This window comes from Inquilinus sp. OTU3971, assembly GCF_038440215.1.
Genome location: NZ_JASATH010000190.1, coordinates 1 through 15,869, shown reverse-complemented (window position 1 = coordinate 15,869; position 15,869 = coordinate 1). Strand labels below are relative to the sequence as shown.

The following is a 15,869-nucleotide window of genomic DNA, read 5'->3' as shown; positions in this document are numbered from 1 at the left end:
GGGGGGCCCGGGGGGGTGGGGTCTGCGCGCGTCCGCGCGCGAATGGCAGAGAACAGGTCCCGCAGTCAGGGCCGAATCGCCAGAGTTCAGGCCGGTCCTGACGGCGAGAACCCCCTCCCCCTAACCCCCTCCCGCGAGGGGAGGGGGGACTCATTTTTCTTTCGGCCGATGTCGTTGCCGGCCTTCACGACGCCTGAGCGGACATTCCGAAAAGGTCTCGCAAGCGAGAGAGGCAACTCAATGCACTATCAGGCCGCGACGGCCTCGGAGACGATCTCGCCGAGGGGCGGCACGGCGTGGGCCAGCTCCTCGACCACGGCGCGGGTGACCTTCGGCAGCTCGGGGATCTCCAGGATCACCGGAACGCCGCCATGCTTCTCGATCGCGGCGCGGTTGCCGGCGTTGAGCGGGCCGTTCATCACCACCCCGGCGATCGGGATCTTGCGGCTGCGCAGGGCCTCGATGGTCAGGAGCGTGTGGTTGATCGTGCCGCGGCCGCTGCGGGCCACCACGATGGTCGGGTAGCGCCACACGGCCAGGAGGTCGATCGCCAGCGTCGAGCAGTCGAGCGGCACCATCAGCCCGCCGCCCGGGCCCTCGATCAGCAGCGGCCGGGGCGAGAAGTCCGGCGTCAGCGCGGCCGGGTCGATCTCGCTCTCCTCCAACGCCGCGGCGGCCACCGGGGCCAGCGGCGCCTGGAAGGCATAGGTCGGCTTCTGCAGCCGGTCGGCCGGCAGGCCGGTCAGGGCGGCGATGGTGGCGGTGTCCGCCGGCTTCTCGGCCAGGCCGGTCTGCACCGGCTTCCAATAGTCGGCGTCCCAGGCAAGGGCCAGGCAGGCACAGGCAAGGGTCTTGCCGACACCGGTGTCGGTGCCGGTCACATAGAATCGGGTCATGGGGTGCTAGGGGTCTCAGCGGCGAGGCGGTCGGCGGCCGGAAGGGCCTGCCAGGTCCGGTCTACGGGCATTCGGGTCCGGGATGCCGTTACGCGAAGTCGCGGACTATGCACAGATCGGTCCTCCGAAGCGAGTCCCCAGATACCGCAGCGCAGCAAAGCTGGAATGCGTCGTCAAGCGGGGACCTTCTGGCGGACCGGCCGCTCGGGCATCGGCACGCCGCGCAGGATGGCATTCGCCCGCTCTTCCCGGGGCGAGCGGCCATAGAGCTGGCGGTAGCATTTCGAGAAATGCGAGGCCGAGACGAAGCCGCAGGCCAGCGCCAAGTCGACGATCGGCAGGTCGCTCTGGTTGATCAGGTGCTGCGCCCGCTCCAGCCGCAGCTCGAGGTAGTAATGCGCCGGGCTGTGGCCGAGCTGCTTGCGGAACAGCCGCTCCAGCTGCCGGCGCGACAGGCCGACATGGGCCGCCAGCTCCTCCTGCGGCAGCGGCTCGGCGATGTTCGCCTCCATCAGCTCGATCGCCGAGACCAGCTTCGGGTTGTGCACGCCGAGCCGGGCGCGCAGCGGCAGGCGCTGGCGGTCATGCGGGCTGCGGATGCGATCGACCAGGCACTGCTCGGACACCTTGGTCGCCAGGTCGCGGCCCTGCCTGAGCGCGATCAGGTGCATCATCATGTCGATCGCCGCGGTGCCGCCGGAGCAGGTGTAGCGCTTGCGGTCGACCTCGAACAGGTCGCTCGACACCGGGATCTCGGGGAAGGTCTCGGCGAAGCCCGGCAGGTTCTCCCAATGGATGGCGCAGCGATAGCCGCCGAGCAGCCCGGCCCGGGCCAGGAGATGCGAGCCGGTGCACAGCGCGCCGATGCCCACCCCCTGCCGCTCCGCCCGGCGCAGCCAGGCGAAGACCTCGTCGTCGCGGTAGCGCTCGATGCCGAGGCCGGAGCAGGCGAAGATCATGTCGAGCGGCTTGGACAGGCCGGACTGGCGGCTGAGCTCGGCCAGCGAGGTGTCGACGCCGACGCTGATGCCGTTGCTGGCCTTCACCGCCTGGCCGTCCTTGGACAGCACCGTCCAGCGGTACAGCGGCTTGCCGGCCATGCGGTTGGCGATGCGCAGCGGCTCGACCGCCGAGGTGAAGGCGATCATCGAGAATTGCGGAATCAGCAGGAAGCCGATGGTCTCGGTGTCGAAGGCTGGATCCTGGCCCATGCGCTCTGTGCCTCCCGGCGACACTCCTGCGATGAGGGGGCGCCTTGTTGAGAGAATCGGTAGCACGGGTCGCAAATTCGACAAAGAGGCTACTTGCGACGGTCAGCGGATAATGCGATCCGCTGGACGCATGGCTCGCGCCGTCGCGGCGGGTCGCGTCGCAGCGAGACCGGACGACGTCGCCGCAGACGAGGTGCCGCGCCGGATGCTATGGGACGATCGACGCAAAAACAGCCTGGGGGAGCTTGGGAGATGGCGGTACCGTCGGATATCGAGATCGCGCGGGCCGCGACACTGCGGCCGATCGCGGAGGTCGGCGCGACGCTCGGCATCCCCTCGGACGCTCTTTATCCCTATGGCCCGCATATCGCCAAGCTGACGCCCGGCTTCATCGACGGGCTGGACGGCCGGCCCGACGGCAAGCTGATCCTGGTCACCGCGATCACCCCGACCCCGGCGGGGGAGGGCAAGACCACCACCACGGTCGGGCTCGGCGACGGGCTGAACCGGATCGGCAAGAAGGCGGCGATCTGCCTGCGCGAGCCGTCGCTGGGACCCTGCTTCGGCATCAAGGGCGGCGCCGCGGGCGGCGGCCATGCCCAGGTGGTGCCGATGGAGCAGATCAACCTGCACTTCACCGGCGACTTCCACGCCATCAGCAGCGCCCACAACCTGCTGTCGGCGCTGCTGGACAACCACATCTACTGGGGCAACGCGCTTGGCCTCGACACCCGCCGGGTGACCTGGCGCCGGGTGATGGACATGAACGACCGGGCGCTGCGCTCGATCGTCACCAGCCTGGGCGGCGCCCCGAACGGGTTCCCGCGCGAGGACGGCTTCGACATCACCGTGGCATCGGAGGTGATGGCGATCTTCTGCCTGGCGAAGAGCCAGGCCGACCTGGAGCAGCGGCTGGGCCGCATCATCGTCGGCCAGTCGCTCGACCGCCGGCCGGTGACGGCGAAGGACCTGAAGGCGGACGGGCCGATGACGGTGCTGCTCAAGGACGCCTTCATGCCGAACCTGGTGCAGACGCTGGAGAACAACCCGGCCTTCGTCCATGGCGGCCCCTTCGCCAACATCGCCCATGGCTGCAACTCGGTGATGGCGACCAAGACGGCGCTGAAGCTGGCCGACTACGTCGTCACCGAGGCCGGCTTCGGCGCCGATCTCGGGGCCGAGAAGTTCTTCGACATCAAGTGCCGCAAGGCCGGGCTGAAGCCGGCGGCGGTGGTGATCGTCGCCACCGTGCGGGCGCTGAAGATGCATGGCGGCGTGGCCAAGGAGGAGCTGGGGCAGGAGAACGTGGCGGCGCTGAAGAAGGGCCTGGCCAATCTCGGCCGCCACATCCGCAATGTCGGCCAGTTCGGCGTGCCGGCGGTGGTCGCGGTCAACCGCTTCGTCGCCGACACCGAGGCCGAGCTGCAGGCGGTGCGCGACTATTGCGCCGAGCACGGGGTCGAGGCCCAGGTCTGCAACCATTGGGCGGATGGCAGCGCCGGCACGGTCGAGCTGGCGCACAAGGTCGCGGCCCTGGCCGAGGACCATTCCCAGTTCCGCACCCTGTACGACGACGACCTGCCGCTGTGGGAGAAGATGCGGACGATCGCGACCTCGATCTACGGCGCCGACGACATCATCGCCGACAAGCGGGTGCGCGACCAGTTCGCCCAGTACCAGAAGAGCTACGGCCATTTCCCGGTCTGCGTCGCCAAGACCCAGTACAGCTTCTCCACCGACCCGGCGCTGAAGGGCGCACCGTCGCACCATGTGGTGCCGGTGCGCGAGTTGCGCCTGTCGGCGGGGGCGGAGTTCCTGGTCGCGATCTGCGGCGAGATCATGACCATGCCCGGCCTGCCCAGGACCCCGGCGGCCAATGCCATCCGGCTGGACGAGGGCGGTCGGATCGATGGTTTGTTCTGACGGGTCGCATGACCCGTCCGCACGGCTGAGGCCCGGCATCGGCGTTTGACCCTGCGACGGCCGGGCGGGAGAGTGCCTCGCCCGTTTCCGAGGACGATCCGATGCTGCTGCACCCCGACCGCCATCTCACCGTCTGCGGCCTGGACGAGATCGCCGGCTTTCGCGCCGCCGGCGTCACCCATGTGCTGTCGATCGCCGATCCGGGCACCCCGGCCGAGACCTATTTCGACGGCTTCGCGCCGCATCGCAGGCTCGACCTGCGGTTCCACGACATCATCGACGAGATGCCGGGCCACATCTTCCCGACCCCGGACCATGTCGCCGAGATCCTGGAGTTCGGCGAGGCGATGGCGCTGGAGGGCGAGAGCCTGCGCCACCTGCTGGTGCATTGCCATATGGGCGTGTCGCGCTCGACCGCCTCGATGCTGATGCTGATCGCCCAGCGCCATCCGGGCGAGGAGGAGGCCTCGGTGGCGAAGCTGGCGGCGATCCGGCCGCAGGCCTGGCCGAACACGGTGATGATCGACTATGCCGAGGCGGCGCTGGGCACCAAGGGCCGGCTGCGCGACGCGCTGCTGCCGCAGTACCGCCGGGTCCGGGACGAGCAGCCGGAGCTGGTCGAGATGCTGCGCCGCGTCGGCCGCGGACGAGAGATCCCGACGGATTGAGAGAGGCAATCTCTTTAAAATTCCGTCATCCCCGCGGAAGCGGGGATCTCGTCGAGACTTGATCGGAAAGAGATTCCCGCTTTCGCGGGAATGACGGCCGAGGGAGGGGCCGGCGCTCCCTTGGCGCAGGGCGACGCCTGCGTGTCGCGCCTAAGCTCGCGCCGGGCCGGTCGGCTCTGCACCATGCCGATGCTCACCCTGGACCCGCCCGGATCGATGTCCCGCTATTCAGTCTTCTCCCTCGTCCGCAACGCGCTGTCGCACCACGAAGGCTGGCAGAAGGCCTGGCGATCGCCCGACCCCAAGCCGGCCTATGACGTGGTCATCGTCGGCGGCGGCGGCCACGGCCTAGCCACCGCCTACTACCTGGCGAAGGAGCACGGCATCACCAATGTCGCGGTGCTCGAGAAGGGCTGGATCGGCGGCGGCAACACCGGCCGCAACACCACCATCGTCCGCTCCAACTACCTGTACGACGCATCGGCCTTCATCTACGAGCACGCGCTGAAGCTGTGGGAGGGCCTGTCGGCCGACCTCAACTACAACGTGATGTTCAGCCAGCGCGGCGTGATGAACATCTGCCACGACCCGCATGAGGCGCGCGAGCTGATGCGCCGGCTGCACGCCAACCGGCTGAACGGCATCGACAGCGACTGGCTGACCCGCGAGCAGGTGCTGGAGTTCTGCCCGGCCCTGAACCCGGACCCGACCATCCGCTTCCCGGTCTATGGCGGCACGGTGCAGCGCCGGGCCGGCACGGCGCGGCACGACGCGGTCGCCTGGGGCTATGCCCGCGGCGCCGACAGCCGCGGCGTCGACATCATCCAGAACTGCGAGGTCACCGGCTTCCGCACCGAGCAGGGGCGCGTCGTCGGGGTCGAGACCACGCGCGGCTATATCGGCGCCGGCAAGGTCGGGGTGGTGGCGGCCGGCCACAGCTCGGTGCTGGCCAACCTCGCCGGCTTCCGCCTGCCGCTGGAGAGCCACCCGCTGCAGGCGCTGGTGTCCGAGCCGATCAAGCCGGTGATCGACTGCGTCGTCATGTCGAACGCCGTGCACGCCTATGTCAGCCAGTCCGACAAGGGCGAGCTGGTGATCGGCGCCGGCATCGACGGCTACGTCTCCTATTCCCAGCGCGGCGGCTTCGCGGTGATCGAGGAGACGCTGGCGGCGATCGTCGAGATGTTCCCGATCTTCAGCCGCATGCGCATGCTGCGGCAATGGGGCGGCATCGTCGACGTGGCACCGGACGCCAGCCCGATCATCGGCAAGACCCCGGTCGAGAATCTGTTCATCAACTGCGGCTGGGGCACCGGCGGCTTCAAGGCGACACCCGGATCGGGCCATGTCTTCGCCCACACCGTCGCCCGCGGCGAGCCGAACGCCATCGCCGCGCCCTTCGCGCTGGACCGCTTCGCCTCCGGCGCGCTGGTGGCCGAGCACGGCGCCGCCGCCGTGGCGCATTGAGGTAGCCATGTTCCTGATCGACTGCCCCTGGTGTGGCCCGCGGGACCAGCGTGAGTTCCGCTGCGGCGGCGAGGCCCATATCCGGCGGCCGGCCAACCCGGCCGAGCTGAGCGATGCCGAATGGGCGGACTACGTCTTCATGCGCTCCAGCCCCAAGGGGCTGCACTATGAGCGCTGGGTCCATATCCATGGTTGCCGGCGCTGGTTCAACATCGCCCGCAACACGGCGACCGACGAGATCCTGGCCGTCTACGGGCCCGGCGACCCGCCGCCGGCGATCGACGGCCAGTCCATCCCCACCCCGTCCGGCGAGCCGGCGCGGGGCACCGCCAACGCGCCGCTGGTCGATCCCGCCAGCGCTTCCGGCTCCTAGACCATGACCCAACGCTACCGCCTGGTCGGCCGCGGCGCCGATATCGACCGCAGCCAGAGCGCCACCTTCGCCTTCGACGGCAAATCGTATCGCGGCTATGAGGGCGACACGCTGGCCTCGGCCCTGCTGGCCAACGGCGTCCATCTGATGGGCCGCAGCTTCAAGTACCACCGGCCGCGCGGCGTGATCTCGGCCGGGCCGGAGGAGCCGAACGCGCTGGTCCAGCTGGGCCCGGACGCGGCGCGCACCGACCCGAACAGCCGCGCCACCCAGGTCGAGCTGTTCGACGGGCTGGTGGCGCGCAGCCAGAATCGCTGGCCGTCGCTGCGCTTCGACTTCAATGCGGTCAACGACCTGTTCGCGCCGCTGATCCCGGCCGGCTTCTACTACAAGACCTTCATGTGGCCGCGCTCGCCCAAGGCCTGGATGGTCTATGAGCGCTTCATCCGCAAGGCCGCCGGCCTCGGCGTGTCGCCGCGCCAGCCGGACCCGGACCGCTACGACCATATGAACGCCCATTGCGACGTGCTGGTGGTCGGTGGCGGCCTCGCCGGCCTCGGCGCCGCGCTGGCCGCGGCGCGTGCCGGCGCCCGGGTGATCCTGGCCGAGGACCAGCCCCGCTTCGGCGGCTGGCTGCGGTCGGAGCCGACGGCCGCGATCGGCGAGGCCGGCGCTCTCGACTGGGTCGAAGCGACGGTGGCCGAGCTGGCGTCGATGCCCGATGTCCGGGTGCTGCCGCGCACCACCGCCTTCGGCTATTACGGCCACAACTGGCTGGGCCTGCTGGAGCGCACCAGCGACCACATCGCGCCGCATGCGGTGCCGGCCGGCACGCCGCGGCAGCGGTTGTGGAAGGTGCGGGCGAAGCAGGTGGTGCTGGCCACCGGATCGATCGAGCGCAGCCTGGTCTTCGCCGAGAACGACCGTCCCGGCATCCTGCTGGCCGGCGCCGCCCGGGCCTATCTGCACCGCTGGGGCGTCAAGGTCGGCGAGAAGGTCGTGGTCGCCACCGGCGACGACAGCGCCTATGCCACCGCCCTCGACCTCGCCGCCGCCGGCGTCGCCGTGCCGGCGATCGTCGACACCCGGCCAGATCCGGACGGGCCGCTGGTGCGGGCGGCGCGGGCCGCCGGCCTGCCGGTCTATGCCGGCCATGCCGTGGTCGGCACCTCCGGCCGCCTGCGGGTGGACGAGGTGCGGCTGATGCCGCTGGCCGCCGACGGCCAGTCGGTGCGGCGCGGTGCCGAAACCACCATTTCCTGCGACGCGGTCGCCATGTCCGGCGGCTGGAACCCGGTCCTGAACCTGCAGTCGCAGTCGCGCGGCCGGCTGCGTTGGGACGAGGCGCGTTCGACCTTCATGCCCGGCCAGTCCTTCCAGGCCGAGCGCTCGGCCGGCGGCTGCGCCGGCACGGTGCGCTTCGCCGACGCGTTACAGGAGGGCCTGGTGGCCGGCGCCGCCGCGGCCTCGGCCGCCGGGCTGACCCCGGTGGCGGTGCCGGTGCCGCCGGTCGAGACCGCGCAGGAGGAGCCGGGGGCCGGCGACGACCGGCCGCTGTGGTATGTGCCGTCGGACCGGCCGGCCAATGCCGTGCGCGCCTTCGTCGACTTCCAGAACGACGTCACCGCCAAGGACCTGCGGCTGGCGCTGCGCGAGGGCATGGTCTCGGTCGAGCATGTCAAGCGCTATACCACCACCGGCATGGCCACCGACCAGGGCAAGACCGGCAACGTCAACGCCCTCGGCATCGTCGCCCAGACCATGGGCAAGACCATCCCGGAGATCGGCGTCACCACCTTCCGCCCGCCTTACACCCCGGTCACCTTCGGTGCCATCGCCGGGCGCGGGGTCAAGGCGCTGTACGCCCCGATCCGCCGCACCCCGATGCACAGCTGGGCCGAGAGGCATGGCGCGGTGTTCGAGAATGTCGGCGGCGGCTGGAAGCGCGCCTGGTACTTCCCGAAGCCGGGCGAGGACATGCATGCGGCCGTCAACCGCGAGGTGAAGGCGGCGCGCAGCTCGGTCGGCGTGATGGACGCCACCACCCTCGGCAAGATCGACGTCCGCGGGCCGGACGCGGCGGAGTTCCTGAACCGCGTCTACACCAACGCCTGGGCCAAGCTGGCGATCGGCGGCTGCCGCTACGGGCTGATGCTGGGCGAGGACGGGATGGTCAAGGACGACGGCGTCACCACGCGCCTCGCCGAGGACCATTTCCACATGACCACCACCACCGGCGGCGCCGCCAACATCCTCGCCTGGCTCGAGGAATGGCTGCAGACGGAGTGGCCGGACCTGAAGGTGTTCCTGACCTCGGCCACCGAGCAATGGGCGGTCGCCACCATCTCCGGCCCGAAATGCCGCGAGCTGCTGTCGCGCCTGACCGACCTCGACCTGTCGAACGAGGCCTTCCCGCATCTGAGCATGCGCGAGGGCACCGTGGCCGGGCTGGCGGCGCGGGTGTTCCGCATCTCCTTCACCGGCGAGCTGTCCTACGAGATCAACGTCCCGGCCGCCTATGGCCTGGCGCTGATGGAGGCGATCGAACGGGCGGGGCAGGGGCTGGACCTGACGCCCTACGGCACCGAGGCGATGCATGTGCTGCGCGCCGAGAAGGGCTTCATCATCGTCGGCCAGGAGACGGACGGCACCACCACGCCGGGCGACCTGGGCATGGACTGGATCGTCGGCAAGAAGAAGCCGGACTTCATCGGCAAGCGCTCGCTCGACCGCACCGACACGGCGCGGGCCGACCGCAAGCAGCTGGTCGGCCTCCTGACCGACGACCCGAAGCTGGTGCTGGAGGAGGGGGCGCACATCATCGACACCGCCACTCCGGGCGCCCCGCCGGTGCCGATGCTGGGCCATGTGACCTCGAGCTACTGGAGCCCTAATCTCGACCGCTCGATCGCGCTGGCGATGGTCAAGGGCGGCTCGGGCCGGCTCGACGGCACGGTCCACATCGCCATGCCCGACCGCACCATCGCGGCGAAGGTGGTGAAGCCGGTCTTCGTCGATCCCGAGGGAGGGCGCCTGCATGCCTGACACTGTGTCTCTCCAGGCCGGTGCTCCGGCGGAGGCGCCCGTCCGGCGCTCGGCGACCGCGGGGCTGGTCCGGCCGCTGGTGGCGCCGGCCAACCCCGGAATCCGGCTGGCCGAGATCGCGCATGAGGCCAAGCTGAACCTGCGCGGCGACCTGGCCGATCCCGGCTTCGGCCCGGCCGTGGCCGGAGCCCTTGGGCTCGACCTGCCGGCGCGGCCCGGCATCGCCGCGGCCGACGGCGTCGCGGCGCTGTGGCTCGGGCCCACCGAATGGCTGGTGGTCGGCGGCGTCGACCGCGAGGCCGACCTCGCCGCCCGGCTGCAGGGTGCCTTGGCCGGCCGGCATGCCGCGGTCACCAACGTCACCGACAACTGGACGGTGATCGCGCTGGCCGGGCCGAAGGCGCTGGACGTGCTGGCCAAGGGCTGCCCGCTGGACCTGCATCCGCGCGCCTTCCCGGTCGGGTCGGTGGCGCAGAGCATGATCTGCCAGGCCGACGTCATCCTGCACCGCACCGACGACGCGGACGGCGCGCCGCGGCTGCGGATCTATGTCCGCCGGTCGTTTGCCCAGTATCTCTGGGACTGGCTGGCCGATGCGGCCCTCGAATACGGGGTGGGTTCGACGGACTGACGGCCGCCAACGGCATGGACAGAGCGGCGCGGGCGGGCGACTCTCTCGCCCCAACGCCGCCGTGACTCACGGCGATCCAACGAGCCGGAGGAACGTCCCATGCCCGAGACCAGGACCTATGAGGGCGGCTGCCATTGCGGCGCCGTGCGCTATAGGACCGAGACCGACCTGGCGCAGGTGCTGAGCTGCAATTGCTCGCACTGCCAGAAGCGCGGCCTGATGCTGACCTTCGTCACGCCCGACCACTTCACCCTGCTGTCGGGCGGCGACGGGCTGGCCGACTACCAGTTCAACAAGAAGGTGATCCACCACTTGTTCTGCCCGACCTGCGGCATCGAATCCTTCGCCCGCGGCCGCAAGCCGGACGGCACCGAGATGGTCGCGATCAATGTCCGCTGCCTGGACGGCCTCGACCTGACCACGGTGACCACCATCCCGATCGACGGCCGGAGCTACTGAACCTTCTTCCCGAGGAGGTCCCATGAATCTCGCGACCAAGCTGAAGCAGCGCGCCGCCGAGGGGCGCCCTGTCCGGGTCGGCCTGATCGGCGCCGGCAAGTTCGGCTCGATGTTCCTGGCGCAGCTGCGCACCACCACCGGCCTGCACCTGCTGGGCGTGGCCGACCTGTCGGCGGAGCGCGTGCGCCAGGCGATGGCCAACACCGGCTGGGATGCCGGGGCGGCCCTGGCCGCCTCCTTCGACGACGCGCGCAAGACCGGGCGGACCCATGTCACCGAGGATGCCGAGGCGCTGATCCGCGCGGATGGGCTGGATGTCGTGGTCGACGCCACCGGCAGCCCGGCCGCCGGCATCCGCCACGCGCTGCTGTCGGCCGAGAACGGCCGCCACATCGTCATGGTCAATGTCGAGGCCGACGTGCTGGCCGGCGCCTATCTGGCCGAGCAATTCCGCCGGGCAGGGCTGGTCTACAGCCTGGCCTATGGCGACCAGCCGGCGCTGGTCTGCGAGATGGTCGACTGGGCCGAGACCTGCGGCTTCCGGGTGGTGGCCGCCGGCAAGGGCACCAAGTATCTGCCGGGCTACCACCAATCCACGCCCGACACGGTCTGGGGTCATTTCGGCATCACCGACGAGGAGGCGCGGGCCGGTGGCATGAACCCGCAGATGTTCAACTCCTTCATCGACGGCACCAAATCGGCGATCGAGATGGCGGCGATCTCGAACGCCACCGGCCTTTTGGCGCCGCGCGACGGCCTGCTGTTCCCGCCGGCAGGGGCGCACGACCTGGCCCGGGTGCTGCGGCCGCGCGAGGCCGGCGGCGTGCTCGAACGCGCCGGCATGGTCGAGGTGGTGACCAGCCTGGAGCGCGACGGCCGGCAGGTGGTCAACGACCTGCGCTGGGGCGTCTATGTGGTGTTCGAGGCCGGCGACGACGATGCGGGCGCCGCCTACACGCGCCGCTGCTTCCGCGAATACAACATCACCACCGATCCCTCCGGCCGCTACGGCGCGCTGTACCGGACGGTGCATTTCATCGGCCTCGAGCTCGGCGTCAGCATCGCCTCGGCGGCGTTGCGGCAGGAGGCGACCGGCAGCCCGACCGGTTTCCGCGCCGATGCGGTCGCCGTGGCCAAGAAGCCGCTCGCCGCCGGCGAGATGCTGGACGGCGAGGGCGGCTATACGGTCTGGGGCCGGATCATGCGGGCGGAGGATTCGCTGGCGGCGGGCGCCTTGCCGATCGGCCTCGCCCACAAGGTCAGGCTGGTGCGGCCGGTGGCGGCCGGGGACGTGGTGCGCTGGGACGATGTCGCGATCGAGGAGACCGAGGCGGTCCGCATCCGCCGGGCGATGGAGGCGGGGGCGAAACGCGACACCGCGGCGTGAGGCCCGGCCGGGGATGCAGCCCTTCCCGAAACGATCTTCGGTGGAGGCTGGCATGCGGCAAATGCGCTGCGAGTCTAATAATGAGCATCCTAATAAACCCCTCATGTCCAACATCACCTCCACCGCGCGGGACGATTTCGGGTTCCGCCTGTTCCTCGTCGCCCGCCTATGGCGGCGCGAGGTCGACGAAACGCTCGGCCGCTACGGCCTCAGCGCCGCCACCTGGCAGCCGCTGCTGCACGTCTTCCGCCTCGGCGAGGGCATCCGGCAGCGCGACCTGGCGGAATCGCTCGGCATCGAGGGCCCCTCGCTGGTCCGGCTGCTCGACTCGCTGGAAAGCCAGGGGCTGATCGAGCGGCGAGAGGACGAATCCGACCGCCGCGCCAAGGCGGTGCACCTGACCGAGGACGGCCGCACCCTGGTCGAAGGCATCCGCGGTGTCGCGGCCGAGGTGCGCGAGCGTCTGCTGGCTGGCATCCCCGACGAGGATATGACGCTCTGTCTCGGCCTGCTGGGTCGGATCGAGGGCAATATCGCCGCCGGGCGGCCGGCGCCGGAGGGCGGCCGCTAGGCCCGTCGGGGGAACGAATGGACTGGCCGACCTGGCGTGACGGCGTGTTCTCGCTGCGCACCTTCTGCGCCGCGATCCTGGCCGCCTGGATCTCCCTGCGCCTCAACCTGTCCTCGCCCGGCACGGCGATGCTGACGGCCTATATCGTGTCGCAGCCGCTGACCGGGATGATGCTGTCGAAGAGCGTCTACCGCGTGCTCGGCACCGCCGCCGGCGTCACGGCCAGCATGACCTTCATCGCCCTGTTCGCGCAGGAGCGCGAGCTGTTCGTGCTGGCCAGCGCGCTGTGGTTCGGGGGCTGCATCTACGTCTCGGTGCTGCTGCGCGACGCGCCCGGCGCCTATGCGCCGCTGCTGGCGGGCTACACCGCCGCGATCATCGGCTTCCCGGCGATCACCGCACCGGAGACCGTGTTCGACATCGCCACCAACCGCTGCGTCGAGATCCTGCTGGCGATCGGCTGCGCCGGCGTGCTCAGCGCCATCGTCCTGCCGCGCCCGGTCGGCCCGATATTGCTGGGCCGGATCGAGGTGCTGCTGGCGGCCACGGCCAAATGGGCGGTCGGCATCCTGCGCACCGAGGGCACCGACGAGGCGCCCCAGGCCGACCGCGCCCGGCTGATCGCCGACGCGGTGGCGCTGGAGACGCTGCGGGCCCATGCCGTGTTCGACACGCGGGCGATCCGCCTGGCCAATGACGTGATCCGCCAGCTGCAGGGGCGGCTGTTCACCTTCCTCGCCGTGCTGGTCTCGATGCAGGAGCGCGGGCGGTTGCTGCGCTTCCGCGATCCGGCGCGGTGGCAGGCGATCCGGCCGGCCTTCGAGGCGGTGGCGCGGATCATGGACCGGTCGCTGGGCCCGGACCAGCCGGATGACGACGAGAGCGTCGGCGCTGCCCGGCGCCTGATCGACACCATGCAGCCGACGCTGGAGGAGCTGCGGCAGAGCCAGACCGCCATGGTCGTGCGCATCCTGCTGGACCGGCTGCAGGACGTGCTGACGCTGCGCGACGAATGCCGGCGGCTGCGCGACCATGTCGCCGCCGGCACCCGGCCCGCCACCATGCGGTCGGCGCCGTCGATCAGCCGGCACCGCGACCAGGCCGCCGCGATCATGGCCGGCATCACCGCCTTCACCGCACTGGTGGTCGCCTGCAGCTTCTGGATCCTCACCGCCTGGCCGAACGGCGCCGCGGCCGCCACCATCCTGGTCGTCGTCTTCGGCTTCTTCTCCGGCGCGGACGAGCCGGCGATGCCGGCCAAGGAATTCCTGCGCATGGCGTCGGTCGCGTCCGTCATCTATCTGATCACCTTCGCGCTGGTGCTGCCCCGGGTCGACGGCTTCCCCATGCTGGCCCTGGTGCTGGCCACGGTGCTGGTGCCGGCCGGCATGCTGATGCCGGCGCCGCGGATCGGGGCCTCGGGGCTGCTGCTGTGCATCAACTTCCTGACCCTGCTGGGGCTGTCGGACCGCGCCTCGCTCGACTTTGCCGGCGCGGTCAACAACAGCCTCGCCACCCTGGCCGGCATCGCCCTGGCCGTGCTGCTGTTCCGGCTGATCCGGCCGTTCGGCGTGCGCTGGATGGCGCAGCGCTTCGTCACCGGCATCATGGCCGACCTGGCGCGCATGGCCACGGGCGCCGGCCTGTCGCAGGCCGAGTTCGAGAGCCGGATGTTCGACCGCATCAACGGCCTGTTCTCCCGGCTCGACCACGCTTCGCCGGGCGACCGGCCGATCCTGCATGGCAGCCTGGCCAGCCTGCGCGTCGGCCACAACATCATGATCCTGCGCCGCCTGTCGGGCCGGCTGCCGCCGCCCGGGGCGCGGGCGGTGGAGGCGGCCCTGGCCGCGCTGGAGCGCCATTTCGGCCTGGCCTGGCGCCACCGCGTCCGCAGTGGGCCGGAAGCGATGGCCGCCCTGACCCGCGCCGGCGAAGTGCTGCAGGGCCTCGACACCGACCGCAACATCGTCGCCGCCCTGGTCTCGGTCACCGCGATCTGGGTGACGCTGTCCTACCAGTCCGAGTTCTTCGCCGTGCCGCAGGCCGACGGCCCGGCCCCCATCCGCGACCTGATCGTGCCGACACCATGAACCCCCTGATCAAGGAAATCGACCTCGCCGGCGTCTACCTGTCGCCGATGCTCGGCTACCTGGTGGTGGCGCTGCTCCTCACCGGCATGCTGCGCTTCGTGCTCGGCCGCGTCGGCGCCTATCGCTGGATCTGGCATCCGGCGCTGTTCGACCTGTCCCTGCTTCTGATCATCCTGACCGCCCTCGTCGCGCTGACGATGTGAGGGGAAGAAGACAATGAAATACGCAACCCTCGCCCTCCGCGTCATCATCACCCTGGTCGTGGCGGCCGGCGCCGTCGTCGCCGGCATCCTGCTGTGGCAGTACTACGTCGACAGCCCCTGGACCCGGGACGCCCGGGTGGCGGCGGAGATCGTGCAGGTGGCTCCCGACGTCTCCGGCATCATCGTCGACCTGCGCGTGGCCAACAACCAGGCGGTGAAGAAGGGCGACGTGCTGCTGGTGATCGACCCCGACCGCTACACCCTGGCGGTGCAGCGGGCGCAGGCCGCGCTGGACAGCCAGGTGGCGCAGACCGAGCAGCTGGAGGCGGATGCAGCCCGCCGGGCCAAGCTGGGCCTGAATGCCATCTCGGTCGAGGCCCAGCAGCAGGCGGAATCGACGGCCAAGGCGGCCCGCGCGGCGATGGCGGAGGACCGGGCGGCGCTGGATTCGGCGAAGCTGGATCTGGAGCGGACGACGATACGGTCGCCGGTCAACGGCTACATCTCCACCCTGATCGTGCGGCAGGGCGCCTATGCCACGGCGGGCAAGCAGGTGATGGCGATCGTCGATGCCGACAGCTTCCATGTCCGCGGCTATTTCGAGGAGACGAAGATCCCGCGCATCCACCCGGACGACAAGGTCGAGATCCGGCTGATGGGCGTGTCGACGCCGCTGGAGGGCCATGTCGCCAGCATCGACCGGGCGATCTCGGACCGCGAGGTGTCGCTCAACTCCTACTACCAGATCGTCGACGTGAACCCGACCTTCAGCTGGGTCCGGCTGGCCCAGCGCATCCCGGTGCGGATCGCGCTCGACAAGGTGCCCGACGGCGTGCTGCTGGCCTCCGGCATGACCGCTACGGTCGAGGTGCTGCCGGTGGAGGAGAAGGCGACGAAGTAGAGGGCGAGACCAGCGCCGCCCCCCCCCTCGGGGGGGGGGGTGGG

14 protein-coding genes are annotated in these 15,869 nt (G+C 70.5%); 12 read left to right on the top strand and 2 right to left on the bottom strand.

The window, feature by feature from the left end:
• Positions 1-248: 248 nt before the first annotated feature.
• Together bioD and AAHM41_RS32780 are read right to left on the bottom strand one after the other, a co-directional pair.
• Complete coding sequence (bioD, locus tag AAHM41_RS32785; protein ID WP_342240833.1) at positions 249-896, bottom strand: dethiobiotin synthase; 648 nt, start codon at positions 894-896, stop codon at positions 249-251.
• 173 nt (positions 897-1,069) lie between these two features.
• Complete coding sequence (locus AAHM41_RS32780) at positions 1,070-2,107, bottom strand: GlxA family transcriptional regulator (RefSeq protein ID WP_342240832.1); 1,038 nt, start codon at positions 2,105-2,107, stop codon at positions 1,070-1,072.
• Between the two features lie 252 nt (positions 2,108-2,359).
• Between AAHM41_RS32780 and AAHM41_RS32775 the strand changes: the two genes are divergently transcribed.
• The 12 genes from AAHM41_RS32775 (at position 2,360) to AAHM41_RS32720 (ending at position 15,825) form a co-directional block, all read left to right on the top strand.
• Positions 2,360-4,030, top strand: a complete 1,671-nt coding sequence (locus AAHM41_RS32775; RefSeq protein WP_342240831.1) for a formate--tetrahydrofolate ligase — start codon at positions 2,360-2,362, stop codon at positions 4,028-4,030.
• 101 nt (positions 4,031-4,131) lie between these two features.
• A complete protein-coding gene (locus AAHM41_RS32770) occupies positions 4,132-4,698 on the top strand; it encodes a tyrosine phosphatase family protein (RefSeq protein ID WP_342240830.1) in 567 nt (188 codons plus the stop codon).
• Positions 4,699-4,914: 216 nt separating this feature from the next.
• Positions 4,915-6,165: a sarcosine oxidase subunit beta family protein gene (locus AAHM41_RS32765; protein ID WP_342240834.1), complete on the top strand. Its 1,251-nt coding sequence runs from the start codon at positions 4,915-4,917 to the stop codon at positions 6,163-6,165.
• A 7-nt stretch (positions 6,166-6,172) separates the two neighbouring features.
• Positions 6,173-6,538, top strand: a complete 366-nt coding sequence (locus tag AAHM41_RS32760; protein WP_342240829.1) for a sarcosine oxidase subunit delta — start codon at positions 6,173-6,175, stop codon at positions 6,536-6,538.
• Positions 6,539-6,541: 3 nt separating this feature from the next.
• A complete protein-coding gene (locus AAHM41_RS32755; RefSeq protein WP_342240828.1) occupies positions 6,542-9,583 on the top strand; it encodes a sarcosine oxidase subunit alpha family protein in 3,042 nt (1,013 codons plus the stop codon).
• A complete protein-coding gene (locus AAHM41_RS32750) occupies positions 9,576-10,214 on the top strand; it encodes a sarcosine oxidase subunit gamma (RefSeq protein ID WP_342240827.1) in 639 nt (212 codons plus the stop codon). The genes AAHM41_RS32755 and AAHM41_RS32750 overlap by 8 nt, the downstream gene beginning before the upstream one ends.
• A 99-nt stretch (positions 10,215-10,313) precedes the next feature.
• The gene (locus tag AAHM41_RS32745; protein WP_342240826.1) at positions 10,314-10,673 is read left to right on the top strand and encodes a GFA family protein; all 360 of its coding nucleotides are present in this window, start codon (positions 10,314-10,316) and stop codon (positions 10,671-10,673) included.
• Between the two features lie 22 nt (positions 10,674-10,695).
• Entirely contained in the window at positions 10,696-12,060 is a 1,365-nt protein-coding gene (locus tag AAHM41_RS32740; protein ID WP_342240825.1) for an NAD(P)H-dependent oxidoreductase, read from the top strand.
• A 103-nt stretch (positions 12,061-12,163) separates the two neighbouring features.
• Positions 12,164-12,631 (top strand): MarR family winged helix-turn-helix transcriptional regulator, encoded by a 468-nt coding sequence (locus tag AAHM41_RS32735; protein ID WP_342240824.1) that lies wholly within the window; start codon positions 12,164-12,166, stop codon positions 12,629-12,631.
• 17 nt (positions 12,632-12,648) lie between these two features.
• Complete coding sequence (locus AAHM41_RS32730) at positions 12,649-14,721, top strand: FUSC family protein (RefSeq protein WP_342240823.1); 2,073 nt, start codon at positions 12,649-12,651, stop codon at positions 14,719-14,721.
• Positions 14,718-14,924: a DUF1656 domain-containing protein gene (locus tag AAHM41_RS32725; RefSeq protein ID WP_342240822.1), complete on the top strand. Its 207-nt coding sequence runs from the start codon at positions 14,718-14,720 to the stop codon at positions 14,922-14,924. Before AAHM41_RS32730 ends, AAHM41_RS32725 begins: the two co-directional genes overlap by 4 nt.
• A gap of 13 nt (positions 14,925-14,937) precedes the next feature.
• Positions 14,938-15,825 (top strand): HlyD family secretion protein, encoded by an 888-nt coding sequence (locus tag AAHM41_RS32720; protein ID WP_342240821.1) that lies wholly within the window; start codon positions 14,938-14,940, stop codon positions 15,823-15,825.
• Positions 15,826-15,869 lie beyond the last annotated feature (44 nt).

Bases quoted from the DNA above. Each gene is read 5' to 3' on its own strand.
- AAHM41_RS32725 (WP_342240822.1), top strand. From the start codon at position 14,718: ATGAACCCCCTGATCAAGGAAATCGACCTCGCCGGCGTCTACCTGTCG.
- AAHM41_RS32760 (WP_342240829.1), top strand. From the start codon at position 6,173: ATGTTCCTGATCGACTGCCCCTGGTGTGGCCCGCGGGACCAGCGTGAG.
- AAHM41_RS32745 (WP_342240826.1), top strand. From the start codon at position 10,314: ATGCCCGAGACCAGGACCTATGAGGGCGGCTGCCATTGCGGCGCCGTG.
- AAHM41_RS32730 (WP_342240823.1), top strand. From the start codon at position 12,649: ATGGACTGGCCGACCTGGCGTGACGGCGTGTTCTCGCTGCGCACCTTC.
- bioD (WP_342240833.1), bottom strand. From the start codon at position 896: ATGACCCGATTCTATGTGACCGGCACCGACACCGGTGTCGGCAAGACC.
- AAHM41_RS32775 (WP_342240831.1), top strand. From the start codon at position 2,360: ATGGCGGTACCGTCGGATATCGAGATCGCGCGGGCCGCGACACTGCGG.
- AAHM41_RS32770 (WP_342240830.1), top strand. From the start codon at position 4,132: ATGCTGCTGCACCCCGACCGCCATCTCACCGTCTGCGGCCTGGACGAG.
- AAHM41_RS32765 (WP_342240834.1), top strand. From the start codon at position 4,915: ATGTCCCGCTATTCAGTCTTCTCCCTCGTCCGCAACGCGCTGTCGCAC.
- AAHM41_RS32750 (WP_342240827.1), top strand. From the start codon at position 9,576: ATGCCTGACACTGTGTCTCTCCAGGCCGGTGCTCCGGCGGAGGCGCCC.
- AAHM41_RS32755 (WP_342240828.1), top strand. From the start codon at position 6,542: ATGACCCAACGCTACCGCCTGGTCGGCCGCGGCGCCGATATCGACCGC.
- AAHM41_RS32735 (WP_342240824.1), top strand. From the start codon at position 12,164: ATGTCCAACATCACCTCCACCGCGCGGGACGATTTCGGGTTCCGCCTG.
- AAHM41_RS32720 (WP_342240821.1), top strand. From the start codon at position 14,938: ATGAAATACGCAACCCTCGCCCTCCGCGTCATCATCACCCTGGTCGTG.
- AAHM41_RS32740 (WP_342240825.1), top strand. From the start codon at position 10,696: ATGAATCTCGCGACCAAGCTGAAGCAGCGCGCCGCCGAGGGGCGCCCT.
- AAHM41_RS32780 (WP_342240832.1), bottom strand. From the start codon at position 2,107: ATGGGCCAGGATCCAGCCTTCGACACCGAGACCATCGGCTTCCTGCTG.